This window comes from Acidiphilium rubrum, from assembly GCF_900156265.1.
GTDB lineage: Bacteria > Pseudomonadota > Alphaproteobacteria > Acetobacterales > Acetobacteraceae > Acidiphilium > Acidiphilium rubrum.
On record NZ_FTNE01000007.1, the window covers coordinates 12,253 to 37,799 of the forward strand.

Annotated in this window: 22 protein-coding genes and 2 riboswitches; of the genes, 7 read left to right on the forward strand and 15 right to left on the reverse strand. The window is 66.1% G+C overall.

Annotation, left to right across the window (positions count from 1 at the left end):
* Positions 1-34: 34 nt before the first annotated feature.
* Together BW994_RS06895 and BW994_RS06900 are read left to right on the forward strand one after the other, a co-directional pair.
* Complete coding sequence (locus BW994_RS06895; protein WP_029311008.1) at positions 35-265, forward strand: acyl carrier protein; 231 nt, start codon at positions 35-37, stop codon at positions 263-265.
* 24 nt (positions 266-289) lie between these two features.
* Positions 290-1,432: a hypothetical protein gene (locus BW994_RS06900; protein WP_029311007.1), complete on the forward strand. Its 1,143-nt coding sequence runs from the start codon at positions 290-292 to the stop codon at positions 1,430-1,432.
* An 82-nt stretch (positions 1,433-1,514) separates the two neighbouring features.
* Here the strand turns inward: BW994_RS06900 and BW994_RS06905 are convergent, their stop codons facing one another.
* The 9 genes from BW994_RS06905 to BW994_RS06940 all read right to left on the reverse strand — a co-directional run bounded on the left by BW994_RS06905 (position 1,515) and on the right by BW994_RS06940 (position 12,329).
* Positions 1,515-2,513, reverse strand: coding sequence for an ABC transporter substrate-binding protein (locus tag BW994_RS06905; RefSeq protein WP_051657192.1), 999 nt, complete (start codon positions 2,511-2,513; stop codon positions 1,515-1,517).
* 31 nt (positions 2,514-2,544) lie between these two features.
* Positions 2,545-3,366 carry an ABC transporter ATP-binding protein gene (locus BW994_RS06910; RefSeq protein WP_029311005.1) on the reverse strand — a complete coding sequence of 274 codons (822 nt, stop codon included), beginning with the start codon at positions 3,364-3,366 and terminating at the stop codon, positions 2,545-2,547.
* Positions 3,363-4,229 carry an ABC transporter permease gene (locus BW994_RS06915; RefSeq protein WP_081849013.1) on the reverse strand — a complete coding sequence of 289 codons (867 nt, stop codon included), beginning with the start codon at positions 4,227-4,229 and terminating at the stop codon, positions 3,363-3,365. Before BW994_RS06915 ends, BW994_RS06910 begins: the two co-directional genes overlap by 4 nt.
* The gene (locus BW994_RS06920; protein WP_029311003.1) at positions 4,226-5,002 is read right to left on the reverse strand and encodes an N-acyl homoserine lactonase family protein; all 777 of its coding nucleotides are present in this window, start codon (positions 5,000-5,002) and stop codon (positions 4,226-4,228) included. Before BW994_RS06920 ends, BW994_RS06915 begins: the two co-directional genes overlap by 4 nt.
* Positions 4,999-5,136: a hypothetical protein gene (locus tag BW994_RS19580; protein WP_156038099.1), complete on the reverse strand. Its 138-nt coding sequence runs from the start codon at positions 5,134-5,136 to the stop codon at positions 4,999-5,001. The genes BW994_RS06920 and BW994_RS19580 overlap by 4 nt, the downstream gene beginning before the upstream one ends.
* A gap of 85 nt (positions 5,137-5,221) precedes the next feature.
* A riboswitch (guanidine-I (ykkC/yxkD leader) is annotated at positions 5,222-5,332 on the reverse strand.
* A gap of 149 nt (positions 5,333-5,481) precedes the next feature.
* Positions 5,482-7,257, reverse strand: a complete 1,776-nt coding sequence (atzF, locus tag BW994_RS06925; RefSeq protein WP_029311002.1) for an allophanate hydrolase — start codon at positions 7,255-7,257, stop codon at positions 5,482-5,484.
* 167 nt (positions 7,258-7,424) lie between these two features.
* Positions 7,425-10,898, reverse strand: coding sequence for a 5-oxoprolinase/urea amidolyase family protein (locus tag BW994_RS06930; protein WP_029311001.1), 3,474 nt, complete (start codon positions 10,896-10,898; stop codon positions 7,425-7,427).
* Between the two features lie 2 nt (positions 10,899-10,900).
* Complete coding sequence (locus tag BW994_RS06935) at positions 10,901-11,557, reverse strand: urea amidolyase associated protein UAAP2 (RefSeq protein WP_245801532.1); 657 nt, start codon at positions 11,555-11,557, stop codon at positions 10,901-10,903.
* A complete protein-coding gene (locus BW994_RS06940; protein ID WP_029310999.1) occupies positions 11,541-12,329 on the reverse strand; it encodes a DUF1989 domain-containing protein in 789 nt (262 codons plus the stop codon). The genes BW994_RS06935 and BW994_RS06940 overlap by 17 nt, the downstream gene beginning before the upstream one ends.
* A gap of 180 nt (positions 12,330-12,509) precedes the next feature.
* Positions 12,510-12,616, reverse strand: a riboswitch (guanidine-I (ykkC/yxkD leader).
* 549 nt (positions 12,617-13,165) lie between these two features.
* Here BW994_RS06940 and BW994_RS06945 point away from each other — a divergent pair.
* The 5 genes from BW994_RS06945 to hpxZ all read left to right on the forward strand — a co-directional run bounded on the left by BW994_RS06945 (position 13,166) and on the right by hpxZ (position 17,543).
* Positions 13,166-13,840, forward strand: coding sequence for a cysteine hydrolase family protein (locus BW994_RS06945; protein ID WP_029310998.1), 675 nt, complete (start codon positions 13,166-13,168; stop codon positions 13,838-13,840).
* Positions 13,841-13,842: 2 nt separating this feature from the next.
* A complete protein-coding gene (locus BW994_RS06950; protein WP_029310997.1) occupies positions 13,843-15,408 on the forward strand; it encodes a hypothetical protein in 1,566 nt (521 codons plus the stop codon).
* A gap of 202 nt (positions 15,409-15,610) precedes the next feature.
* Positions 15,611-15,793 carry a DUF4089 domain-containing protein gene (locus tag BW994_RS06955; protein WP_029310996.1) on the forward strand — a complete coding sequence of 61 codons (183 nt, stop codon included), beginning with the start codon at positions 15,611-15,613 and terminating at the stop codon, positions 15,791-15,793.
* Positions 15,793-17,148, forward strand: coding sequence for an AtzE family amidohydrolase (locus tag BW994_RS06960; RefSeq protein ID WP_029310995.1), 1,356 nt, complete (start codon positions 15,793-15,795; stop codon positions 17,146-17,148). Before BW994_RS06955 ends, BW994_RS06960 begins: the two co-directional genes overlap by 1 nt.
* A gap of 8 nt (positions 17,149-17,156) precedes the next feature.
* A complete protein-coding gene (gene hpxZ / locus BW994_RS06965) occupies positions 17,157-17,543 on the forward strand; it encodes an oxalurate catabolism protein HpxZ (RefSeq protein WP_035228252.1) in 387 nt (128 codons plus the stop codon).
* 33 nt (positions 17,544-17,576) lie between these two features.
* Here hpxZ and ilvD read toward each other — a convergent pair whose 3' ends face one another.
* The 6 genes from ilvD to BW994_RS06995 all read right to left on the reverse strand — a co-directional run bounded on the left by ilvD (position 17,577) and on the right by BW994_RS06995 (position 25,502).
* Positions 17,577-19,433, reverse strand: a complete 1,857-nt coding sequence (gene ilvD / locus BW994_RS06970; RefSeq protein WP_029310993.1) for a dihydroxy-acid dehydratase — start codon at positions 19,431-19,433, stop codon at positions 17,577-17,579.
* Positions 19,434-19,488: 55 nt separating this feature from the next.
* Positions 19,489-19,698, reverse strand: a complete 210-nt coding sequence (locus tag BW994_RS06975; RefSeq protein ID WP_029310992.1) for a ribbon-helix-helix domain-containing protein — start codon at positions 19,696-19,698, stop codon at positions 19,489-19,491.
* Positions 19,688-22,288, reverse strand: a complete 2,601-nt coding sequence (locus tag BW994_RS06980; protein ID WP_051657200.1) for an MMPL family transporter — start codon at positions 22,286-22,288, stop codon at positions 19,688-19,690. Before BW994_RS06980 ends, BW994_RS06975 begins: the two co-directional genes overlap by 11 nt.
* 93 nt (positions 22,289-22,381) lie before the next feature.
* Entirely contained in the window at positions 22,382-23,368 is a 987-nt protein-coding gene (locus BW994_RS06985) for a TAXI family TRAP transporter solute-binding subunit (protein ID WP_029310990.1), read from the reverse strand.
* A gap of 45 nt (positions 23,369-23,413) precedes the next feature.
* Positions 23,414-24,364, reverse strand: coding sequence for a prolyl aminopeptidase (pip, locus tag BW994_RS06990; RefSeq protein ID WP_029310989.1), 951 nt, complete (start codon positions 24,362-24,364; stop codon positions 23,414-23,416).
* Positions 24,351-25,502 carry a DegT/DnrJ/EryC1/StrS family aminotransferase gene (locus BW994_RS06995; protein WP_029310988.1) on the reverse strand — a complete coding sequence of 384 codons (1,152 nt, stop codon included), beginning with the start codon at positions 25,500-25,502 and terminating at the stop codon, positions 24,351-24,353. Before BW994_RS06995 ends, pip begins: the two co-directional genes overlap by 14 nt.
* Between the last annotated feature and the right edge of the window lie 45 nt (positions 25,503-25,547).

Here is a 25,547-nt window from a genome sequence, read left to right on the forward strand (position 1 = left end):
TGAAAGGTGGAAACCGGTGGCGGATGGAGGGACCGTGCTCGCGACAATCACGCGGATCGTTCGATCGAATCTCAATGATTCAGGTCTGGAAATGACTGTGGATACCCGGCCGGAAACCGTTCCTGCGTGGAACTCGCTCAAGATGGTCGATATCATTCTGGACATCGAGGACGCGTTTACGATGCGCTTCGATATCAGCGACATCGATAAACTGCGTACGGTCGGCGATATGGTCGATGCCGTCATTGCACGGCAGGCGCGCTGACGATGATCGTTGCGATTCCAAACGATGAATGATCAGTTTGCCAGACAAGCGCCGGTTGTCGGTACGTTATCGTCAACGGTCACTGAAGTCACCGATACCGCGCTGTTGCGCCGGTTCGAGAGTCTCGGCCCGGATTGCGAGTTCGGGTTCGTGCAACGGCATGCTGGGGTTGAACCGCTGAGTTTGTTCCGATTTACATCGGCGCCGGCGGAGACTTTTGTGCGAGCGGCGGCCGAACGTTTCAAGGGTGTGGCGTCACCGGACTCGATCGAGGTGTTTGAAGATACGGCAACGCCCGAGTGGTTCTGCCGGATCGAACCGTATGGGTTTGTGTTTCATACCGGACAGTTCGCCGGTGTGGCCGATCCGCAAGCCGTGATCCAGGAACAGAAGCGTCGGCTGCCGTTCATGCTGAGGCTGTTTCTGCACGAACTTGAAACGGCGCGGCGCATATTCGTTCGCGGCGGCGGCTCCACGGTCGAGGAGGTGATGGCAATCTGCGATGCGATCGGTGCGTATGGGCAGGGTGTCGTTTTATGGGTGACGCTGTCTGATGAGCAGAACGCACCGGGGTCGGTCAGGCGGCAATCCGAGCGGCTGTACATCGGGTATATCGAACGGTTCTGGACGATGGCGAGCAATCGCTTCAATGGTCGTCTCGATCAATGGATGTCGATTTGCCGAAACGTCAACGCGATGGTGTTCGACGGCTTCGCTGGTGACGCCCTTGGCCCTTTGGTCCGTGCGGATCGCCCCAATAAATTGACTGACGATACAGAACGCAAACTGATCGCCGGACGGGCCGATACCACACCGTCGTACGATGCACGGGTTCATATCCTGACCGCTGAGCAGCGGTTTCCGGACTCCATTACAGAGAGTGTTTGGGTCAATGATCTGATTCTGGACACCGTGTATATCACGTCACTCGAAGTCTGGATCTCGTCGGGTTTCAGCGGGAGTTCGGTGGGTGTGCTGTTTCCGGGTTTGCAATCGATCAGCTTCGTGACTGCTGATCTCGGTGTGCGGGATCAATGGCAAATCGTCTGGACGACCGCGAAATGCCCACCTTCCGGCTCGATGGCCGTTGCGCTCGCCATCGAAGGCAACAATGGCGATCTGATATTTACCCGCAGGGCACAGTTGTTCGAGGGTTGCTGCTTCTGATCGCCTGTTCCGAAATCGGTCTGCCGGACAGATTGCGTCGCCGCAGCCCGTGGCGTTGCCACGGGTGCGCCATTCCATATTATTATTGTTCTGTAACAAATTTTGTGTCGAACAGGGCGGGTTCGGCGATTTTTTGGGTGGGTTTCATCTGGCCCTGGGTGATCATGAGTTGGCGGACCATGGTGACGTTGGTTTTGTAGGGGATGATTTTCAGATTGCCCTTGCCGGTCATCATGTATTTCATGTCGGCGAGGGTGGGGTTGATCACCTGGGTGTATTGGATTTTGGCGTCGGCCGGGGAGATGCCGAGGGCTTTGCCGATGATGGCGTAGGATTCGGTCGGGTGGGATTTGATGTAGGCGGTGCCTTCGAGGAAGCCCTTGATGATGGCGGGGATCGCGCCGGGGTGGGCTTTGAGGAAGCTGGTTTTCACCGCGAAATTATCGGTGATCAGGCCGGGGGCTTCGGCTGAGGTGTAGAGCGCATGGTAGCCGGGGTTGGTGGTGACCAGATCGATGTGCGGGGCCCAGGTGACACCGGCTTCGGCGTGGCCGCCGAGCAGGGCGGCGGGGACGGCGGAGGCGGGCATGTTGGTGGGTTTGACATCGGCCAGCGAGAGTTTGGCCTGGTGCAGGGCGTAGGCGAGCAGGAGCTCGGAATAGGAGGTGGTGTCGAGCGGGATGGTCTGGCCGCGTAATTCGGCGACCGAGGTGATCGATTTTTTGGCGACGATGGCATCGGCGCCGTTCGAATAGTCGATCGGCATCACGATTTTGACGTCAAAGCCTTTGAGGTGGTCGCTGATCACCTGGTTCATCGAGAGATCGGCGGAATCGGCGGCGCCGGAGACCACCGCGGCGTTGATGCCGGTATCCATATGGACGAATTTCAGCGGATAGGCGCCGAAGAATTTTTCCTGTGAGGCGACGAACAGCGGGGCGAAGCCGATCCACGCACTCATGGCGAAAGTGACCGGGGTGGTGGCGGCCTGGGCTGAAGTGAGGGCTGGGGTGAGGGCGGTGGTGGCCGCGAGCAGAAGTGCGGCGGATGCGGTGCGGGTGAGTTTCAGGGAGCGGGTCAAGCGAGCCTCCGTTGGGGTTGGGCGGGCCGGATCATCCGGCCGGTGCGGTGAGGGTTTTCAGGTCGTCGAGATCGCCGGACAGGCCGGCGGTGGCGCGGATACGGTCGGTGATGCGGCGTTTGAGCGTGAGGAACGCCGGGTCGAGCCGCAGGTCGCGATGGCGGGCGGTGAAGGGGATGTCTTCGATCGTGTCGATCCGGCCGGGGTGGGGGGCGAGGACGACGACGCGGTCGGCGAGGTAGATGGCTTCCTCGACATCGTGGGTGACGAAGATGATGGTGCGTTTTTCAGCGGATTTCACGTGCAGGATCAGGTCGTGCATCACTTCGCGGGTCTGGGCATCGAGCGCGCCGAAGGGTTCGTCCATCAGCAGGACCGCGGGTTTTGCCATCAGGGCGCGGGCGATCGCGACGCGCTGGCGCATGCCGCCGGAGAGTTGCTTGGGGTAGGCGTGTTCGACGCGGGCGAGGCCCATCAGGTTGAGCAAAGCGACGCTGCGGCGGGTGGCATCGCCGATGTCGGAATCGGTCGCGTTGCGGGCGTGGACGGCGAGGGTGCGGCAGAAGCGGATGTTCTGCATCACGGTGAGCCATGGGTAAAGGCTGTAGTCCTGAAACACCATGGTGCGGTCGCGGCCGGGGCCTGCGACCGGTTCGCCATCGATCAGGATGCGGCCGGCGCTGCGGGTTTCCAACCCGGCGATGATGCGCAGCAGGGTGGATTTGCCGCAGCCCGAGGCGCCGACGATGCCAGTGAAACTGCCGGGTTCGAGGGCGAGATCGATCGGTGCGAGGGCTTCGAAGCCGCCGGGGAAGGTTTTGGTGATCGATTGCAGGACGACGCGCGCGGTCATGGCAGCCAGGGAAACAGGAATTTGTGCAGGCGGCGGAGCACTTGGTCGGTGATCAGGCCGATGATGCCGATCAGCATGATGCCGACGAAGATTTTGTCGGTTTGCAGGTAGCGCTGGGCTTGCAGGATGGCGAAGCCGAGGCCGGAATTGGCGGCGATGAGTTCGGCGACGACCAGATAGGTCCAGGCGAAACCGAGGGTGATGCGCAGCGTGTCGAGCATGGCGGGCATGGCGGAGCGGAACAGGACGAGGCGGACGATCTCGCTGTTGCTGGCACCGAGGGTGCGGGCGGCTTCGATCTGGGCCATCGGCACGCGGGAGGTGTCCTCGGAGATCATCAGGACCATCTGGAAGAAGGTGCCGATCCAGATCAGGGAGATTTTCGCGGACTCGCCGAGGCCGAACCAGAGCAGGACCAGGGGGACGAAGGCGACGGCGGGGAGGTAGCGGGCGAATTCCATGATCGGTTCGAACAGGGCGCGGACCGGTTGGTAGGCGCCGATGTAGAGGCCGAGCGGCACCGCGATGACCGCGGAGAGCGCGAAGCCGGCCATGACGCGCCAGACCGAAATGCCGATGTCGGCCCAGAGATCGCCGCTCTGCCACCAGGCGATCAGGGCGCGGACGACCGCGAGCGGGCCGGGTAGGAACAGCGGGTTGATGGTGCCGGCGGCGGCGACCAGTTCCCACAGGATCAGCAGGCCGAAGAAGCTGGCGAGGGCGAAGGCGATGTAGCGGCCGCGATCCATCCGGCCGCGCACCACCCAGAGCGGGGCGCGGAGGTCGTGCGGTTCGGGGCGCGGTTCGGGTTGGATGGCGCGTGCGGTTGGCGGTGCGCTGGCGGTTTTGGCGCGTTCGGTCATGCGAGGTGTTCGGGAAAACAATCGTGCGCGCGGAAGAAGTCGATATCGTGGTTGGGCCAGAGCACGGCACCGCAGTCGCAGGCGCGGGATTTCAGGGCGCGGATCGAGGCGAGGGCGAGGGTTTCGTCGTCGCGGTAGCACAGGCCGGGGGCGATTTCGTGCTCGAGGTTTTCGGTGAGGTCGGCGGCGTCGCCGCAGAGCAGGATCGGCGCGCCGTGGGGTAGTTCGATCAGCATCGACATATGGCCGGCGGTGTGGCCGGGGGTTTCGATCGCGGTGACGCCGGGGGCGAGGTCGTAATCATGGTGTTGCAGGCGCCAGCGATAGGCGGCGGAAAAATCATCGGTGAAGTAGCCGCGCGCGCCGGGTTCGGCGGCAGCGGCGCGTTCGGCGGCGTGGACGTGGATGTCGGCATGGGTGAAATCATGCAGGCCGCCGGCATGGTCGAAATGCAGATGGCCGAGGAAGACGAGATCGATGTCGCGCGGATCGAGGCCGAGGGCACCGAGGCGGGCGGGCAGGCGGTGATCCGGCGGCATTGCGGGCGGCGGGAAGGACAGAGCGCCGTAGTATTGATCGCACAGAACCGGATCGTCGATTTTGCGATAGTCGCAGCCGACGTCGTAGAGGATGCGGCCCTGGGTGGTTTCGATCAGATAGGCGAGGATCGGCGCCTCGATGATGGTGCCGGTGCCGATGTTTCGGGTGGAGATCGATTTATCGTAATGGTAGATGCCGGTCAGCAGCGGCCAGAATTTGCGCACCGCGGTCATGCGAACACCGGTTCGTCGAGTGTGGCGCGCTGGATGGCGGGGTCGTGGCAGGCTGTGGCGTCCGATATCGTGACGCGATCGTAACCGCGATCGATCGCGGATCGCGGGGGCGTCTCGGATGAATTTGCCGGCATGGTCGGTCTCCCCGCTTGCAACATTGGCCTGACGTGCAACGAGGGATCGGCATGGACAGCGAATGCGACCCCTCGCATCAAAACGCTCTCCCGGGCTTTTATCCCGCCGTGTACCGTGCGGATGTCTCCCGCGCGGCTGCTGCTCTCGGACCAGCATCGGAACATCGTTTCGACCGGAACCCTAGCGGCGCAATGGAATAAGCAAAACTCATGCCATCGACGATCTGTGGCGTAATCGCGATCAGATCAACGGGTGCTGGTGATATCGTGGGCAAGATGGCATCAGTTGTTGCTGTTATTTTATGCTGAATGATCGTCATCGGACGTGGCCGTGAGGTGGCAAGGTCATGGGTTTGCCAGTGCGGCGCGGTAGGTGCGCCAGCCGCCGTGGTGGGTGATGTCGGTGGCGGTCGTGGTGGCTTGGGGTTCGCAGCTGAAGCCGGGGTGGGTGGTGCCGTCGGCAAGGGTCACTTTGCCGATGGTCATCGGTGCGGGCAGGGCAGCGACGAATTGGGCAAAGGCGGCTTGGGTGAGCGACCAGCGTTCCACCGCGATGCCGGGGCCGGTGAAGCTGGGGTCGCGCAGCAGGCCGGGTTTGGGGGGTGAGGTGGCGAGGGCGACGAGGCGGTAGTCCGGCGCGGTGGTGGTGGTTTCTTCGAGGGTGGCGCCGAGGGCGGTGAGTTCGTGGTTGAGCGCCATGCCGGAGAGATGGGCGCCGGCGACGATGAGGGAGATGCGGTTGCTGGGGGGTGGCATCGTGTGGTGTTGGGCGGTGGCGCGGGATTTGCCGCTGCCGGCGCCGATGCTGTGGTGGAGCTGATCGGCGAGGTGGAGCAGGGCGTGATCGGTGAAGGCGGGGGCGATCAGGGTCATGCCGAAGCCGATGCCATCGGGGCGGAAGCCGGCGGGAAGGGCGACGGCTGCGAGATCGAACAGATTGACGAAATTGGTGTAGCGCCCGAGCGTTGCGTTGTGGACCATGGGTTGGGATTGCATGGCGGCGACGGTGAAGCAGGTGGGGGCGGTGGGCAGCAGCAGGGCGTCGATGTGCTCGAACGCTTGCATGGCGCGGGCGCGCAGGGATTGCAGGCGGGTTTGGGCGGCGAAGGCATCGGCGGCGTCGAATCGGTCGGCGCCGGCGATGATGGCGCGCACGGTGGGGTTCATGTGCTGGTCGTGGGCGCGGAAGAACGGGCGGATCGCGCTGAGGCGTTCGGCGACGAAGGCGTCTTCGTAGAGCAGGGCGGCGGCGGCGCGGAACGGCGCGTAGTCGATTTCGGTGAGGGTCCAGCCGAGGGCGGCGGCGGCGTGCAGGGCGGCTTCGTGGAGGGATTGGTAGGCGGCATCGTCGGCGAAATAGCGTTCGGGGTCGGCCAGGATGCCGAGGCGCGGGTGTGAGGGCAGGGCGATGTCGTGCGGGGCGCGACTGTAGGGATCGGCCGGGTCGTGGCCTTGGGCGATGGTTAGGATGAGGGCGGCGTCGGCGGCGGAATTCGCCATGATCGAGATGCAGTCCAGGCTTTGGCAGGCGGGCACGGCGCCGGTGGCGGGGATGCGGCCGCGGGTGGGTTTCAGGCCGATCAGATTGTTGAACGCCGCGGGGATGCGGCCGGAGCCGGCGGTATCGGTGCCGAGGGCGAAGACGCAGAGGCCGGCGGCGACCGCGACCGCCGAACCCGAGGATGAGCCACCCGAGATGTAATCGGCATCGAACACGCAGCGGGGCGCGCCGTAAGGCGAGCGGGTGCCGTTCAGGCCGGTGGCGAACTGGTCGAGATTGGCTTTGCCGAGCACGATGGCGCCGGCGGCGCGCAGGCGGGCGACCACGGTGGCATCCTGCGCGGGGTGATAGGTGTAGTCCGGGCAGGCGGCGGTGGTCGGCAGGCCGGCGACGTCGATATTGTCCTTGACGGCGAACAGCATGCCGGCGAGGGGCAAGGCAGGGTCGATGGTGGCGGCTTCGGCGAGAATGTCGGCGCGGGGGCGGCGGGTGATGAACACCGCTGGGTCGGGATAGGTCTCGAGACGATCGAGCAGGGCGGCGGCGAGGGATTGCGGGGTGAGCGTGCCGGCGGCGATCAGGCGGCGGAGCGTGGGGATTTCGAGGGGGGTTGGGATCATCGGGGCGGCTCCTTAAGGGTAGGCGAAGGGAAGGGAGACTTCTTTTTTGTAAAAAAGAAGCAAAAAACTTTCTGAAACCGGGGCAGGGGCGGGTCGACCCGCACGGGACCAGATTAACGAAGTTTTTTTTGCTTCTTTTTTGTTCACAAAAAAGAAGATCTTTTCTTTCACTGTGCCTCCAGCGCCGCGATCACCGCGACCCGTTGTCCGGCGCGGATCACCTGGCCGGGTGCGGTTTCGATCATGCTGACGATGCCGGTGATCGGGGCGGGGATGCGGATTTCCATTTTCATCGATTCGACGATCATGATGGTGTCGCCTGCGGTGATGGGTTGGCCGGGCGCGTGCAGGATCTGCCAGACGCTGCCGGGGATGGGGGAGTCGACGCCGTGGGATCCTGGGGCGAGCGGGGTTTGGGCGGGCGGTGGCGGTGGGTCCGGCAGGTCGGCGGCGTCGAGCCCTTGGGCGATCCATGCGGCGCGTTCGGCCTCGAAGGCGGCGCGCTGTGTGTGCTGGAAACGGGCGATGTCGGCTTGGTGGGCGGCAAGGTCGGTTTGGTGGGCGGCGAGGCTGAAGCTGCCGGGTTCGATGCGGATGGGGTAGGCCCCGTGGGGGAAGGATGCGCGGGCGCTTTCGAGTTCGTCGGCGGTGACCTGGTGGAATTTGAGACGATCGAACGGGCGGAGCAGCCAGGGCGTGTCGCCGAACGGGGCGCTGCCGTTGGGGAAGCTGTTCCACATCTGGATGGTGCGGCCGAGCAATTGGTAGCCGCCGGGGCCTTCCATGCCATAGACGCAGAGATAGGCGCCGCCGATGCCGACGGCGTTTTCCGGGGTCCAGGTGCGGGCGGGGTTGTATTTGGTGGTGATCAGCCGATGGCGCGGGTCGAGCGGGGTGGCGACCGGGGCGCCGAGGTAGACATCGCCCAGGCCGAGTACGAGGTATTCGGCTTCGAACACGATGCGGCGGACTTCGTTTTCGTCGGTGAGGCCGTTGATGCGGCGGATGAACTCGACATTGTCCGGGCACCAGGGGGCGTCTTCGCGCACGGTGTCCTGGTATTTGCGCATCGCCAGCATCACCGTGGCGTCTTTCCAGGAGAGCGGCAGATGGACGATGCGCGAGGGGACCACCATGGCGTAGGGGTCGGGCAGGGTGGGTTCGAGGGTTGCGATCAGGTCGAGCAGGGCGACTTCGGTGATCCGATCGGGGTCGAAATGGATTTGTAGCGAGCGGATGCCGGGGGTGAGGTCGATCAGGCCCGGGATGGCCTGGGACTGGAGTGATTGTTGCAGGGCGTGGGCGCGCAGGCGGAGCGCGAAATCGAGCGCCATCGGGCCGAATTCGACCAGGAGGTTTTCATCGCCGGCGCGGCGGATGGTCATGGTTTCGGAGTGCAGGATGATGGCGGGTTCGGCGTCGGCGCGGGCAAAGCGCACGGTATCGCCGGGGCGGAGTTGGCCGAGTTTCCAGAGATCATTGCGGGTGACCACGCCGGGGCAGACGAAGCCGCCGAGGGAAGGACCGTCCGGCCCGAGCAGGATGGGCATGTCGCCGGTGAAATCGACCGCGCCGATCGCGTAGGGCGTGTCGTGGATGTTGGAGGGGTGCAGGCCGGCTTCGCCGCCATCCGCGCGAGCCCAGGCGGGTTTCGGGCCGATCAGGCGGATGCCCGTGCGGGCGGAGTTGTGGTGGACCTCGTAGGGTGCGGTGAAGATGGTTTCGATATCGGCGGCGGTGAAGAAATCGGGGGCGCCGTGCGGGCCGCTGCGCAGGGTGAGGGTCCAGTGATCGGTGAGCGGGGCGGGTTCGGGTTGGGTCGGGGTGGTGAGGGCGGCGGTGGCGATGCCGATGACATCGCCGGTGCGGAGCGCGCCGGTGGCGTGGCCGCCGAAGCCGCCGAGGGTGAAGGTGGCGGTCGAGCCGAGGCTGGCGGCGGCTTCGAACCCGCCGGCGACGGCGAGGTAGCAGCGTTGGCCGGGGCCGGTGATGGTGCCGAGGGTGAGGGTCTGGCCGGCGGTGATCGGGGTGGGGTGGTGGTGGGTGACGGGTTCGCCGTCGATATCGGCGGCCATGGCAGCACCTGTGAGCGCGATGGTGGCATCGGTGCGGAAGCGCAGGGTGGGACCGGCCAAGGTGCATTCGAGCACGCTGGCATCGGGCGGGTTGCCGAGCAGGGCGTTGGCGGCGGCGGCGCTGCGCCGGTCCATCGGGCCGCTGGGGGGGATGCCGACGTGCCAGTAGCCGAGGCGGCCGGGGGCGGATTGCAGCGAGGATTGCGCGCCGGGGTCGATCACCAGAACGCTGCGCGAGAGCGGTTTGAGCTGGGCGAGGCTGGCGGTGGTCATGGTTCCGGCGGCGAAATCGGGCAGGGCGAGGCCAGCGCGCAGATAGTCGCGGTTGGTGGTGAGGCCGGTGATGGTGGTGGCGGCGAGGGCGGCATCGAGCGTGGCGATGGCGGTGGCGCGATCGGGGCCGGTTGCGATCAGTTTGGCGAGTGTGGGGTCGTAGAACGGGGTGATTTCGGTGCCCGGTTCGACCCAGTGATCGATGCGGATGGTGGTGGGCAGGGTGAGGGCGGTGATGCGGCCGGTGGCGGGGCGGAACTGGTTGGCGGGGTCTTCGGCGTAGAGGCGGGCTTCGATGGCGGCACCCCGCGGCGTGAGGGTTGCGGGCCAGGTGAAGGTGCCGGCGGCGAGTTCGATCATCCAGGCGACGAGGTCGATGCCGTAGATGGCTTCGGTGACGCCGTGTTCGACCTGCAGGCGGGTGTTGACTTCGAGGAAGTGGAAACGGTCGTGATCGGCATCGTAGATGAATTCGACGGTGCCTGCGGAGCGGTAGCCAACGCTGGCGGCGAGCGCGCAGGCGGCGTGCTCCATGGCTGCGATGGTGGCGGCGGGGATGTTGGGCGGGGGAGATTCCTCGATCAGTTTCTGGTTGCGGCGTTGCAATGAACAATCGCGGCAGCCGAGCGCTTTGACGGTGCCGGTGCCGTCGCCGAAGATCTGGACCTCGACGTGGCGGGCACGTTCGACATAGGATTCGAGGAACAGCGCGGCGTCGCCGAAATTGGCCCGGGCGAGGTGGGCGATACTCGTGTAGTTGGCGGCGAGTTCGGCTTCGGTGCGGCAGATTGCCATGCCGATGCCGCCGCCGCCGGCGCTGCTTTTCAGCATGACCGGGTAGCCGATGCGCGCGGCGTGGTGCGTTGCGTCCGCGAGGTCGGTGAGGATGCCGGAACCTTCGAGCAGCGGCACGCCGGCGGCGGCGGCGAGGCCGCGGGCGGTGTGTTTCAGGCCGAAGCTGCGCAGGTGATCGGCGCTGGGGCCGATGAAGGCGATGCCGGCGGCGGCGAGGGCTTCGGCGAAGGAAGCGCGTTCGGCGAGGAAGCCGTAGCCGGGGTGCACGGCATCGGCGCCGCTGCGGCGGCAGGCGGCGATGATGGCATCGATGTCGAGATAGCTTTGCGCGGCGGGAGACGGGCCGATCGGCTCGGCGTGGTCGGCCGCGCGCACCGGTGGGGCGAAACGATCGGCCGCTGCATAGACCGCGATGGTTTCGATGCCCATGCGGTGCAAAGTGCGTGTGATGCGGGCGAGAATTTCGCCGCGATTGGCGACCAGGATACGCCGGAACATGGTCAGGCGGCCCAGACGATGCAGCGGATCGGGGTGGGGTTGAAGCCGTTGCAGGGGTTGTTGACCTGCGGGCAGTTCGACAGCACCACAAGCAGGCGCATCTCGGCGCGCAGTTCGACATAGCCGCCCGGCGTGCTGACCCCGTCATCGACGGTGAGTTCGCCGTCCGGGCGGATCGGCACGTTCATGAAGAAATTGACGTTGGAGACGAGGTCGCGCTTGTCCATGCCGTAGCGGGCGATTTCGGTGAGGAAGTTTTCGCGGCAGGCGTGCATGAATTTGGTTTCGAAGCCGAAGCGGACGGTGTTGCTCTCGCAGGAGCAGGCGCCGGCGCAGGTGTCGTGAAAGCCGCAGGTGTCATCGATGATGGTGGCCATCGGGCGGGCTTCGTTCGAGAGCAGCACGGCGCCGGTGGTGAGGTCGTAGCGGCCGCCGGCGCGGGCTTGGGCGAGCAGCGTGTCCTGGGCGGAGTAGCGTTCGCCGTGATCGTCGGCGTTGTAGAACAGGGCATCGACCGCTTGCTGGCTTTCAAGGTCGATGATGCGCAGCGTCTGGCCGGGTTCGAGGATGGTGGAGAAGGCGGCGCGGGCGGGGACGTGCTGGTCGAGGAGCGCGTTGGTCGGGGTGATCATGGTCATGGCCTCAGCGGAACCAGGCATCGGTGTTGGCAAAGCCGCGCTGGGCTTCCTCGGAGAAGCTGCGGCAGAGATCATCGGCGGCGGGTGGTGGGGCGGTGAAGCGGGTGAGGGCGAGCGGGCCGGTGTTTGCGGCGGCCGCGAGCGGGTGGGGCGTGTTGGACAGGGCGAGCAGCAGGTTCAGCTCGGCGCGCAGGGTGATGAAGCTGCCCGGCGGGGCGGCTGGGGCGAGGTTCATGCGCCCGTGCGGATCGACGCGCAGGGCGGCGAACAGGGTGAGGCTGGGGCCGAGGTCGCGCCGGTTGAGGCCGAATTTCGCGGCGGCGTTGCGCAGATTGTCGCGCCCGTTGCGCGCTGTGCCGCCATGGGGGCCGGTGGTCGGGGTCGAGGGGCCGAGGATGGGGTCGTGGCCGGCGCCGCTGTCGGCGATGATCGATGCGAGGATGCGGCCCATGTCCGAGAACAGGACGCGGCCGGTGGTGAGGCGCGTGGTCCATTGCAGTTTGACCGTGTCGCCCGGGTTGTAGCGCTCGGTGGGGTCATCGGCGTTCCAGAGCATCAGGCTGGCACCGGTCGTGGCGGCTTGGGTTTCGATGTGCAGGGCTTCGCCGCGGCGGAGTTTGAGGGTGATATACGCCTCGGGCGGCAGGGATGCGGTGCTGATGATGCTGGATGGGGCGATGACCGGCGGGGCGGCGGCTGGCGGGGCGGCCTGGGCGCGGGCGCGGGCGCGTTCCTGCAATTGATTGTAGCGGGCGCGGTATTGGTCGGGGGTGAGGCTGTCGAGATCGAGCATGGCTTGGCTTTCAGGCGATGGGTGGGCAGGCGGTGGGTGGGCAGGCGGTGGGTGGGAGCGCGGCGGATTGGCGGCCGGCATCGGGTCGCTGCTCAGACATCGGCATAATGGTTTCCCTTCTCGAATGACGGCCTGCGCGAAGGGCACACGGAGAGACCGATGCGCGCCCACGCACCAATGCTCTCCCGGGCTTTTATCCCGCCGTGTACCGTGCGGATGTCTCCCGCACGGCTGCGGCTCTCGGACCAGCATCGGGATGACCGACCGGAACCCTAGCCACGTTTTGCGGCAATGCGAGAACCGTGCCAGTGCGCTCGGCGCGGCAAACCGGGGCGATCGAGCTGAGTTATGGGCCGAACTGCCTTATTTGTGGTCATATTTGCTATAATAATGGCAGTACTGATGAAAATTTCCGATCCGATCGGGTGATTTATGCCGTAACGGCCGTGATGGCTGGGTCTTCCGACTGATTTATGCGTGAATTTTGCGACGCGCTTGGATCGGTCAGGCGATCGGAACGGCAACGATGGTTGGGTGCGCTGTTTTTTGCATCATGATGTGCTGATTTTTATGCTATTCTTCATGCTGTAGTTGCTGTAGTTCTACGGTACTGATCAATATTTAATCAGAAAGACCGGATATATTACCGTGTTGTTTATGTTTCTGACGCGACTGATTGAAGCGGAACGAGCTTTTTGGTTATGATCCCTTACGGCTATGCTGACCTGGCCGGCGGCGGGGCCGTCTGAAAGGAACGACTGCATGCGAAACATCGTTGGTCCGACCGATCGAGACGGTCCTCCTGCCGGCCAGTGCGGCCTGGTCTGGTGCGGGGCGTGACGCTGCTGCGGGTGGCCGCGGAGCCTTATGAATTCAGCGCTGATCCGGCGCGCAGTGCGCTGGTCATTATCGATATGCAACGGGATTTTCTGGAGCCCGGCGGGTTTGGTGCGGCGCTCGGCAACGATGTTACGCTGTTGCGCAGCGCGATTGCGCCGATCGAGGCGACGCTGGACGCTGCGCGCGCACGCGGGATGCTGGTGATCCATACGCGCGAGGGGCATCGGCCTGACCTGTCCGATTTGCCGCCGGCCAAGAAATCCCGTGGCCGGCTGGCCTGTGGCATCGGCGATGCCGGGCCGATGGGGCGGATCCTGGTGCGCGGCGAGGCCGGGCATGGGTTGATCGGGGAGTTGGCGCCGATCGAGGGTGAACCGGTGATCGACAAGCCCGGCAAGGGGGCGTTCTACGCCACCGATCTTGAGACCATTCTGCGCCAGCGCGGCATCGGATCGTTGATTCTGTGTGGCGTGACCACGGAGGTTTGCGTTCATACCACATTGCGGGAAGCGAACGATCGTGGGTTCGAGTGCCTGGTGCTGAGCGATGGCACGGCTTCGTATTTTCCGCAGTTTCATGCGTCAGCGCTTGCCATGGTCAAGGCACAGGGCGGCATTTTCGGTTGGGTGACGGACAGCGCGGCGCTGATTGCCGCCATGCAGGGAGAGTGACGATGCGGACACGCACGGATCAGATCGCTTTGTGGGTCGGTGGCGATTGGAACGGATTTTTTGGTCTGTTCACCAATGTGCTGCTCAATGTGATCGTGCTGACCGGGTTGTGTCTCGGTGTGGTGCATCTGCCCGGCAACGTGGTGTTCGGCCGGATTCTGCCGGCGCTGGGGATCGCGCTGCCGTTGGGTAATTTGTTTTATGCTTACCTGGCCTGGAATCTTTCGAAATCGAGCGGGCGTTCCGACGTGACCGCGATGCCCTATGGGCCGAGCGTGCCGCATATGTTCATCGTGGTGTTCGTGATCATGCTGCCGACCTGGCTGAAGACCCATGACCCGATCGCGGCGTGGGAGGCGGGGTTGGCCTGGGCGTTCATTATTGGCGTGATCGTTACGATCGGGGCGTTCGTCGGGCCGACCATTCGCAAATATACGCCGCGCGCCGCGATGCTGGGGGCGCTGGCGGGTATTTCGATCGCCTTCATTGCGATGCGCCCGGCGTTTCAGTTTTTTGAGGTGCCGTGGCTCGGGTTTTTATCGTTCGGCATCATTCTGCTCAGCTGGACCGCCAAGGTGCGGATGCCGTTCGGCCTGCCGGGCGGGCTGGTGGCGGTGCTGGTGGGGACGGTGCTGGCCTGGGCGGGAGAATTCACCGGCCTGTCGCATGTGATGCACCCGGCGGCGGTGGGCGCGGCGCTGGGCGAATTCGGGCTGCATCTGCCGGTGGCCTCGGGGCATTTCATCAAGGGGCTCGATGCGATCGGGCCGCTGCTGGTGACCGCGATTCCGCTTGGCATCTATAATTTCACCGAGGGGATGAGCAACGTCGAAAGCGCTGCCGCCGCGGGCGATGAGTATGATTTGCGCAAGATCCTGCTGGCCGATGGCATCGGCGCGATGCTCGGGGCGGTGCTCGGCAGCCCGTTTCCGCCGGCGGTGTATATCGGCCATCCGGGCTGGAAGGCGGTGGGCGGGCGGATCGGCTATTCGCTCGCGACCGGCGTGGTGGTTTCGGGGGTGTGTTTCCTCGGTCTGACCGCGCTGCTGCTGGCGGTGGTGCCATTGGTCGCGATTCTGCCGATCCTGCTCTATATCGGCCTGGTGATCGGGGCGCAGGCGTTCGAGGCGACGCCGCCGCGCCATGCGCCGGCGGTGATTCTGGCATTGCTGCCGAACGTCGCGAACTGGGCGCAAAGTCAGATCGACGGTGCGCTGCACGCCGCCGGCACCACCGCCGCCGCGGTCGGGTTCACCAAGCTCGAAGGGGCGGGGGTGATTTATCGCGGGCTCGAATTGTTCGGCGGCGGCGGTACGCTGGCGGGGCTGGTGCTGGGCGCGATTGCGGTGTTCATCATCGACCGGAAATTCGAGGCTGCCGCGATCTATGCCGGGATCGGCGCGGTGCTGGCGTTCTTTGGGTTCATCAACGGCACGCAACTGGCGTTCGGCAACTCGGCACCGGTGGCTTTGGGCTATGCGATTCTGGGGGGTATGCTGATCCTGCTGTGGCGACGTGCGCCAGCGCGGGTTGCGGTACCGGGTGAGGGGATGGTGGAGTCGGTTTAGGTTAGGGAAGGGAAGACTTCTTTTTTGGAAAAAAGAAGCAAAAAACTTTCTGACTCTGGGGCACGGGCGTTTGAAACGGCACGGGCTTAAATTAACAAAGTTTTTTTTGCTTCTTTTTTGTTCACAAAAAAGAAGGCCTTCCGTCTCTGACCTTTTGCTATAATTTGTTGCGACAACATTCCGAGTAGATGCGAGATACGCCATGACCCAAGACATCCCCGCCTATGTCGACGCTGCCGCATCACTTCTGGGCCTGCCGATCGCGCCCGCGCATCGTGATGCGGTGATCGAGGCGATGACGATGATCATGGCGCAGGCGGAACTGGTGCTGGCGTTCGATCTGCCGCACGCGATCGAGGCGGCGCCGCGGTTCATGCCGTGCTGATGCAGAGCGTGGCGGTGCCGCATCGGGCCAGCGCGACCGCGATCGCGGCTGCGGTGCGGGGCGGGCGGATCAGCGCGCGCGCGGTGCTCGAGGATCATCTGGCGCGGATTGCGGCGCATGATGGGGTGTTCAACTGTTTCACGACGCTGACCACGGATCGGGCGCGGGACGAGGCCGATGCGGTCGATGCGAAAATCGCGGCGGGGGGTGATGCCGGGCCGCTTGCGGGCGTGCCGGTGGCGGTGAAGAATTTGTACGATATCGCGGGGTTGCCGACGCGGGCGGGCTCGAAACTGTATCGCGACGCGGCGCCTGCAATGGCCGATGCACCGGTACTGGCGCGGTTGATCGACGCCGGAGCGGTGTTGCTGGGCGCGCTGAACATGGATGAATTCGCCTATGGGTTCACCACCGAAAACGCCCATGACGGGCCGACCCGCAACCCGCATGATGTGGCGCGCAGCGCTGGTGGTTCGTCCGGCGGGTCGGCCGCGGCGGTGGCCGCCGGGTTCGCGCCGATCACCCTGGGGTCGGATACCAATGGTTCGATCCGCTTGCCGGCGGCGCTGTGCGGGGTGTTCGGGCTGAAGCCGACCTATGGCGCGCTCGATCGGTGCGGCACGTTTCCGTTCGTCGATAGTCTCGATCATCTTGGCCCGTTCGCGCGCTGCCCCGAGGATATCGCACGCGCGTTCGATGTGATGCGCGGGGTGGCGCCGACGCCGATTGGCGATGCCGGCGAGATGCGGGTGGCGACGCTGGGCGGGTGGTTCGCGCAACAAGCGACGCCGGCAGCGCTGGACGCGGTGCGGTTGGTGGCGGCGGCGCTTGGCGCGCAGGGCGAGGCGGTTTTGCCGGAGGCCGGCCGGGCGCGCGCGGCGGCGTTTTGCATCACGGCGGCGGAAGGCGGCGCGCTGCATTTCGAGATGCTGAAAACCCGTGCCGAGGAGTATGACCCGGCGACGCGGCCGCGGCTGATGGCGGGCGCGCTGCTGCCGGCGCATATCGTGCAGGCGGCGCAGCGGTTTCGCGCCTGGTTTGCAGCACAGGCCGCGCTGTTGTTCGAGCGTTACGACGCGCTGCTGGCGCCGGTGACGCCGTGCGCGGCACCGTTGATCGGGCAGGCGCGCATGATGCTCGGCGGCAAAGAGGTGCCGGTGCGGCCGAACCTTGGCCTGTATACCCAGCCGATCAGCTTCATCGGCCTGCCGGTGGTTGCCGTGCCGGTGTATGCCGCCGGGGCGCTGCCGCTTGGTGTGCAGATTATCACGGCACCGGGGCGCGAGGCCGTCGGGCTCGCGCTGGCAAAACGGTTGGAGGCCGACGGCGTGACCCGCGCTGCGGTCGTGCCATGAAGGATGGCATGACGATCGACGATCCCGCGACACATGCGAGCATCGCGGCGATGTTCGCGCGCTATGAGCAGGCGCTCGGGTCCAATGACATCGCGGCGCTGGATGCGTTTTTCTGGGATTCGCCGCAGACTATCCGCTACGGTGTCGGGGAGGCGCTGTATGGTTTCGAGGCGATCAGCGCGTTCCGAAAGGCACGCCCCGGCGGGTCGCCGGCGCGCACGCTCGCGCATCAGGCGATCACCACGTTTGGGCAGGATTTCGCCATCACCAATACCGAATTCCACCGCGCCGGCGAGGCGCGGGGCGGCCGGCAATCGCAGGTGTGGGTGCGGTTTGCCGATGTGGGCTGGCGCATCGTGGCGGCGCATGTCTCGCTGGCGGCGGAGACCAGTTGAGTGCCGCGCCGGGGTTGAAGCGCGTGGATGTGGTCAGGTGCGGCGGCGTTGCACCTGTTTGACGTCGCGGACGGCGCCGTTGGCGGCGCTGGTGGTCAGCGCGGCGTAGGCTTGCAGGGCGGCGGAGACCACACGCTCGCGGCCGATCGGCTGCCAGGCATCGGCGCCGCGGGCTTCCATGGCGGCGCGCCGGGCGGCGAGGGCGGCATCGTCGATCAGCAGGTCGATCTTGCGGGCGGGGATGTCGATCGCGATGATGTCGCCTTCCTCGATCAGGCCGATCGCACCGCCTTCGGCGGCTTCGGGTGACATATGCCCGATCGACAGGCCGGAGGTGCCGCCGGAGAAGCGGCCATCGGTGATCAGGGCGCAGGCTTTGCCGAGACCCTTCGATTTCAGATAGCTGGTCGGGTAGAGCATTTCCTGCATGCCCGGCCCGCCCTTCGGGCCTTCGTAGCGGATGACCACGACATCGCCGGCGATGATCTTGTCACCCAGGATCGCGGCCACGGCATCGTCCTGGCTCGCGAAGATTTTGGCGGGGCCTTTGAAGATCAGGTTGGCGGCATCGACGCCGGCGGTTTTCACGATCGCGCCGTCGAGCGCGATGTTGCCGTAGAGCACGGCGAGGCCGCCGTCCTTGCTGAAGGCGTGTTCGGCATCGCGGATGACGCCTTTGACGCGGTCGGTATCGAGCCCGTCGTAGCGGCGGGACTGGCTGAACGCCTGGGTGGTGCGCACGCCGCCGGGGGCCGCGCTGAACAGGGTGCGGGCCTGGTCGCGGCCGTTCATGACATCCCAGAGTTCGACGGCGGCGCCGATGGTTTTTTCATGCACGGTCGAGCAGTCGCGGTGGAGCAGGCCGGCGCGGTCGAGCGCGCCGAGCAGGCCCATGATGCCGCCGGCGCGGTGGACATCTTCCATGTGGACGTTGGGGACCGAGGGCGAGACCTTGCAGAGATTGGGCACGCGGCGGGACAGACGATCGATGTCGGCCATGGTGAAATCGAGCTCGGCCTCGCGCGCGGCGGCGAGCAGATGGAGCACGGTGTTGGTGGAACCGCCCATCGCGATGTCGAGCGACATGGCGTTTTCGAACGCATCGAAATTCGCGATCGCGCGGGGCAGGAGGGTATAATCGTCCTGCTCGTAATGGCGGCGGGCGAGATCGACGATCTGCCAGCCGGCTTCAACGAACAGGCGCTTGCGATCGGCGTGGGTGGCGAGCAGCGAGCCGTTGCCCGGCAGGGCGAGGCCGAGCGCCTCGACCAGGCAGTTCATCGAATTGGCGGTGAACATGCCCGAGCAGGAGCCGCAGGTGGGGCAGGCGGAGCGCTCCATCACGGCGGCTTGTTCGTCGGTCTGGGTCGGGTCGGCGGCGGCGACCATGGCGGTGATCAGGTCGACCGCCTTGGTCTCGCCCTTGGCGACGTATTTGCCGGCTTCCATCGGGCCGCCGGAGACGAAAATGGTGGGGATGTTCAGGCGAAGTGCCGCCATCAGCATGCCCGGGGTGATCTTGTCGCAGTTGGAGATGCAGACCAGCGCATCGGCGCAATGGGCGTTGACCATGTATTCGACCGAATCCGCGATCAGCTCGCGCGAGGGCAGGGAATACAGCATGCCGCCGTGGCCCATCGCGATGCCGTCATCGACGGCGATGGTGTTGAACTCCTTGGCGACACCGCCCGCGGCCTCGACCTCGCGCGCGACCAGCTGGCCGAGATCCTTCAGATGGACATGGCCGGGGACGAACTGGGTGAAGGAATTGGAAATGGCGATGATCGGCTTGCCGAAATCGCCGTCGCCCATGCCGGTGGCGCGCCAGAGGGCGCGGGCGCCCGCCATGTTGCGGCCGTGGGTCGAGGTGCGAGAACGATAATGCGGCATGGGCTTGGTTTCCGTTACGTTTATTGCGCGTTGACTATAGTTTGGGTGGGCCAGACTAGCTACCCCGCATCGTCAGGGCAAACACGCGCAGGGCGGATGCCAGCGCATCGTCGGGTGAGCGGGTATCGTCGATCGAGGCGATCAGGGCTGGCAGGCTGGTTGAGCGGGCCGCCGCGATCGCTTCGAGGGCGGCCCAAAAGGCTGGTTCCAGCGCGATGCTGGTGCGATGGCCGGACAGCGAGACGCTGCGTTTTTCAAGGCTCATCGGTGGCGCGGGTTGCCGTACGGCGGGGCAGGACCGAGAGCAGCGCCGGCAGGAAGATGAAGGTGGCGATCAGCACGGCGGCGAGGCTGAGCAGCAGCAATGTGCCGAGGCTGGCGGTGCCGCGATCGTGCGAGGCAGCGAGCGAGCCGAACGCGGTGCCGGTGGTCAGCGCCGAGAACAGCACGGCGCGCGCGGTGGCCGAGCCGAGCAGATTGCGCATGCCATCGCGCCAGTTCATCACGAAATAGACGTTGAACGAGACACCGACGCCGAGCAGCAGGGGCAGGGCGATGATGTTGGCGTAGTCGAGCTGCATGTCGGCGAGGCGGGCGAACAGGGCGGTCAGCAGCGCGGACAGGGCGAGGGTGGCGACCACCAGGGCGGAATCGCGCACCGAGCGAAGGAAGATCATCAGGATGATCGCGATGGCGATGGCCCCCAGCGTCGCGGCTTCGCGGAAGGCGCCCAGGATGGTTTTTGCGGTGGCGACGGTGGTTGCCGCCGGGCCGGCGAGCACCGGCACGATGGTCTGTGCGGCGGCGACGAATTTCCACAATCCGGCCGATGTCTGGGCCGCGGCGGTCGGGATGATCTGCAGGCGCACCTGGCCATCGGGCAGGAACCAATCCTGTTTCAGGTCGGGCGGCAGGTTGGCGAGCGTGATCCGCTGGGCGGATAGCGCATCGTTCAGCCGGGCCAGCTCGCCGGGCAGGTATTTCACCAGGGCCGCGTTGGCGGCGAGGAGGCGGGCGTCCGATGCGGTTTTCAACCGGTCGAGCGCCTCGCCGATGCCGAGCAAGGGCGAGGTTTTGGGCAGTTTGGCGGCGATGGCGGCGATTTCACCGGCGGCCTTGGCCGCGGCTTCGCGCAGGCGGGCGGCGGTGACCGGCGGTGGCGTGCCGCCCGACAGCGAGGGGGCGAGGATCTGCTGGGTCTGGGCGATCATCGCGAGTTTTGCGGTCTGATTTGTGGGCACGAAGGTGGCGCCCGAGATCACCTGCGCGACTTCGGGGCGTTTGTCGAACCGTGCGGCGAGCGCCTTTGCCGCGGTGACGTTCGGTGCCAGCGCGTTGATGTAGAACGGGTTGGTGACCGATTTGCCCAGCATCGATTTCAGCGTGCGCATCGCTTCGGTGTTCGGGTTCTGGGTGTCGAGCGGATTGGCGTCGAAATGGATGGTGGCGACCGAGACGACGCCGGCGATGGCGAGGACGCCGAAGCCGGCGAGGACCGCTTTGCCGTGCCGCTTCACCGCGCCGTCCGCCCGGTCGCCGAGTGGAAAGCCGATCCGCTCGGGCTCGCCGCGCGGCTGGGTAAGGGCGAGCAGCGCGGGCAGGATGGTGATGGTGCAGACGAACGCGATGAGCATGCCGATGCCGGCGATCTCGCCAAGCTCGGCCACACCGACGAAACTGGTCGGCACGAAGGCGAGAAAGCCGCAGGCGGTCGCGACCGAGGCCAGGGCGATCTGGGTGCCGGCCTCGTTGGCGGCTTCGATCATGGCGAGGGCGGGATCGGCGATGCGGGTGCGCACGTCGCGCAGGCGGACGCAGAACTGGATCGCGAAATCGACCGCGAGGCCGACGAACAGGATGGCGAAGGCGACCGAGATCAGGTTGAGCGTGCCGATCGCGAGGGCGGCGAAACTGACCGTGAGCAGCAGGCCGACGATCAGGGTCGCCAAGATCGGCACGATCATCCGCCAGGATCGCACCGCCAGGATCAGCCACAGGGTGATCAGCGCCACGCTGATGACGAGGCCGAGCACCAGGCCTTGGGTGAGGCTCGCGAATTGTTCATCCGATAGCGGGATCTGGCCGGTGTAGTTGACCGTCGCTTCGCCCGATCGGACGCTGGGAAGTGATGCGGAGATGTGGCGGAGTGCCGCGGTTGCGGCACCGCCCGGCTGCAATGTGCCGTGGTCGAGCACCGGGTGGATCAGCACGAAGCGGACATCGCCCTGTTCGGCCGCGACACCCGGGGTCAGCAGCGCCTGCCAGGAAATCGGCTTCGGGTTGCCCGAGGCGGCTTGTTCGATCGCGGCCTGGAAACTCTTCAACTGGGCTGCGTAGGGTGCCAGATTGGCCTGGCCGGCGCCGACGCCGACCGCCATCAGGTCGAGCGCCTTGAACAGGCCGGCGGCCGAGGGATCGGCCGAGAGTTGGCCCAGAAAGGGCTGTGCCGTCACGATCGAATTGAGCAGGGCGGCCAGTTGATCCGCGGGCAGGAGCAGCAGGCCGTCCCGCCGGTAGAATCGGCCGGTGCCGGGGCGACTGACGTCCTTGAAATGGGTCTTGTCGGCAGTGATGCGGTCCGCCAGCGCCTTGGCCGTGGCATCGGCGCCTTCGGGTGTCGCATCGTGCACCACCGCCACGATCAGATCGTTGAATTGGGGGAATGCCTTGTCGAACACCATTTGTTCCTGCCGCCAGGGCAGCGAACTGGCGAACAGATGGTCGGTATTGGTGTCGATGCCGAGATGCGAACGCGCGTAGCCCAGCCCGAGCACCAGCAGCACAACATAGCACGCGAGCACGACGAAGGCGTGGCGCCGGCTGTTCCCCACAAGTGAGACGATCAGTTTCTGCATCAAACGATTCCGATATATGCCTGAACTACATAGGGCAAAATCGCCGCCGGACCAGCATTGCGCACCGCGCCGGCCGGGTGCGGGCGCGGCTTGTCAGCTGCGGACCAGCCTGGCCGGGGCGGCGAAGCCGTGGTGGCGCAAGGCCATGGCGGCGCCGGGGTGGATCTGGATCGGGCTGCTGGCGTCAATCCAGTCATTCTTCAACGTCATGCCGTGCGGGGGCAGGTTGGTTGCGCGCAGGATGGGGCGGTGGCTCAGGGCTGCCTCGGTCAGCTGGGCGACCAGCTGGTCGGGCAGGTCGGCGCGGCCGATCGCGATGGCGTCGGAGCCGACGGTCGCGACCGCGGCGGTCTGGTGAGGCAGGCTGGTGTGCGGAATGATCATGCGGGTCATCCCCGGCAAACGTGCCATCGCTGCCTGCTGCGCTTTGGTCACGCCGAGCAGGGTGAAACTGCCCTTGGCGGCCTCATCGCGCAGGGCCGGCAGCGGTGTCGGGCCGAAAAACGCACAGGCATCGAGTTTGCGCCGCAGCAGCAGCTCGATCTGTTCGGTGTAGAGGCCGGCGATGGCGAGGCGGGGCGTGATGTTGACGGCGCCGAGCAGGGCGGGGGTGAGCACCGCGCTCGCGCCGCCGGCCGGGCCGACGCCGATCGGCCGGCCGGCCAGATCGGCCAGGCGTTTCACCGGTCCGTCGAGCAGGGAGACCACCTGCCAACTGGCCGGAAAGATCGGGAACAACGCGCGAAACCCGCGCAGCGTGACGCGCCCGGTCCAGGATGCGGTGCCGAGCCACGCCTGATCGGCCACCGCCAGCGTGGTCAGGCCGAGCTGGGCCGCACCTTGTTCGACCAGCAGGATGTTGGCGGCACTGCCGCCCGAGGCGCGGTAGGACAGGGTGACCGGGGCGGCGGCGCTGGCCGATTGGCCCCAGGCGGGGCCGTACAATGCAAAGCCGCCGCCGGGTTCGCCGGTCGCCATGGTCAGCGCCATGCGCGGCATGCCGGCCGTGGCACGCGGGATGGCACCGGCCGATGCCAGGGTGATGCCCGCGCCGAGGAACGATCGTCTGCGCCATGTCATTGCCAATGCCTCACGGTTTTCATGATCGATGGCCCCAAATTCTGGCTAGATCAGGGCACGCGCCCGCTCCAATCCGGCCAGCAGCGCGGTGCGGATGCCGGGTTCCAGGGCGGAATGCCCGGCATCCGGCACCACGGTCAGCCGCGCGCCGGGCCAGGCGGCGGCGAGTGCGAAGGCGGTTTGCGGCGGGCAGATCATATCGTAGCGGCCTTGCACAATCTCGGCCGGCACGCGGGTGAGGCGCCCCATATGCGCGAGCAGGCCGCCCTCCGGCAGGAACAGGCGATGGGCGAAATAATGCGCCTCGATCCGCGCGAGGCCGATTGCGGTGCGGTCGTGCGCGAAGGCGGCCACGGTTTCGAAACTGGGCAGCAGCGTCGAGCATGAGCCTTCGTAGACCGACCATGCGCGTGCGGCCGGCACGTGGACGTCCGGGTTCGGATCGCAGAGGCGCTTCAGATAGCTGCCCAGCAGGTCGGCGCGTTCACCCGGCGGCAGAAAATTCAGCAAGGCCGCATGGGCATCGGGGAAGAATTGCGCGAGGCCGTGCAGGAACCAATCGACCTCGATCGGCCGGCCCAGAAAAATGCCGCGCAGCACCATGCCCGCCACGCGTTCGGGGTGGGCCTGGCCGTAGGCGAGCGCCAGGGTCGAGCCCCAGGAGCCGCCGAACAGGATGAAGCGGTCGATGCCGTGGAACTGGCGCAGCGCCTCGATATCGGCGACCAGATCGGGGGTGGTGTTGGCCTGCAGCCCGCCCAGCGGCGTCGAGCGTCCGGCACCGCGCTGATCGAAGATCAGGACCCGCCAGATCGTCGGATCGAAGAACCGCCGATGCACCGCACCCGCGCCGGCGCCCGGGCCGCCGTGCAGGAACAGCACCGGCTTGCCGCGCGGATTGCCGACCTGCTCCCAATAGATGACATGGCCGTTGCCGACCGGCAGGTAGCCGGTCTGATACGGGCCGATTTCGGGGAACAGGTCACCGCGCGGCATGGTCGCCCAATCCTTCGAACGCGGCGATCACGCGGGCCACTTGCGCATCGCTCAGGTCCGCGTGGAGCGGCAGCGCCATGATGCGGTTGGCGATCGCTTCGGAGACCGGCAGTGCGACGCCATCATGCGCGCCGGCGTAGGCGGGCTGATGATGCAGCGGCTTGGGATAATAGATCGCGCTCGGTACGCCCTGCGCGCGCAGCGCTTCCTGCGCCGCGGTGCGGGCTGCGTTATCGGTGAACAGTATGGCGTAGATCGCCCAGGCGCTCGTACTGTCCGCAACGCGGGCGGGGATGGTGACGTGGCGTGCGAGCCCGGCATCATACGTGCGCGCAATCGCCTCGCGCCGTGCCAGTTCGGCTTCGAAGGTGCCGAGCTTGGCCAGCAGGACCGCGGCCTGGATGGTATCGAGCCGGCCGTTCATGCCGATCCGCTGCACATCGTAGCGCGTGGTGCCCTCGCCATGGGTGCGCAGGCTGCGATAGAGCGCGGCGCGCGCGGCATCATCGGTGAACAGCGCACCGCCGTCGCCATAGGCGCCGAGCGGTTTGGAGGGAAAAAAACTCACCGCCGTCGCCTGCGCCGCGCGGCCGAGCCGGGCTCCGCCGAGCGCGGCGCCGAATGCCTGGGCGCAATCATCGAGGGTGAACAGATCGTGCCGGGATGCGATGTCGCGCAGCTGCGGCCAGGGTGCCGGCTGGCCGAACAGATCGACGCCGACCACCGCGCGCGGCCGCAAGCCGCGCCGGGCGGCATCGCCGATGCGCTGTTCCAGGTGTTCAGGATCGATCTGGAAGGTCGCCGCGTCGATATCGACGAACACCGGCACAGCCCCGAGCAACAGCGGCACTTCGGCGGTGGCGGTGTAGGTGAAGGCAGGCAGAAACACCGCATCGCCGCGCCCGATGCCTTCCGCCATCATCGCGATCTGCAGCGCATCGGTCCCGGAGCTGACGCTGACGCAATGCGCCGCACCGCAGAAGGCGGCGAGTTTTGTTTCGAGCTCGGCGACCTCGGGCCCGAGGATGAACTGGCCATGCGCCATCACCGCATCGATCCGCGCGCGCAACGCCGGCCCGAGGCGGGCCTGCTGTGCCTTGAGGTCGAGAAAGGGGATCGGCGGCTCAACGATATCCATACTGGTGCCTTATGGAAGGGCGGCAGCCAAGGCAAGCGCGCCGTG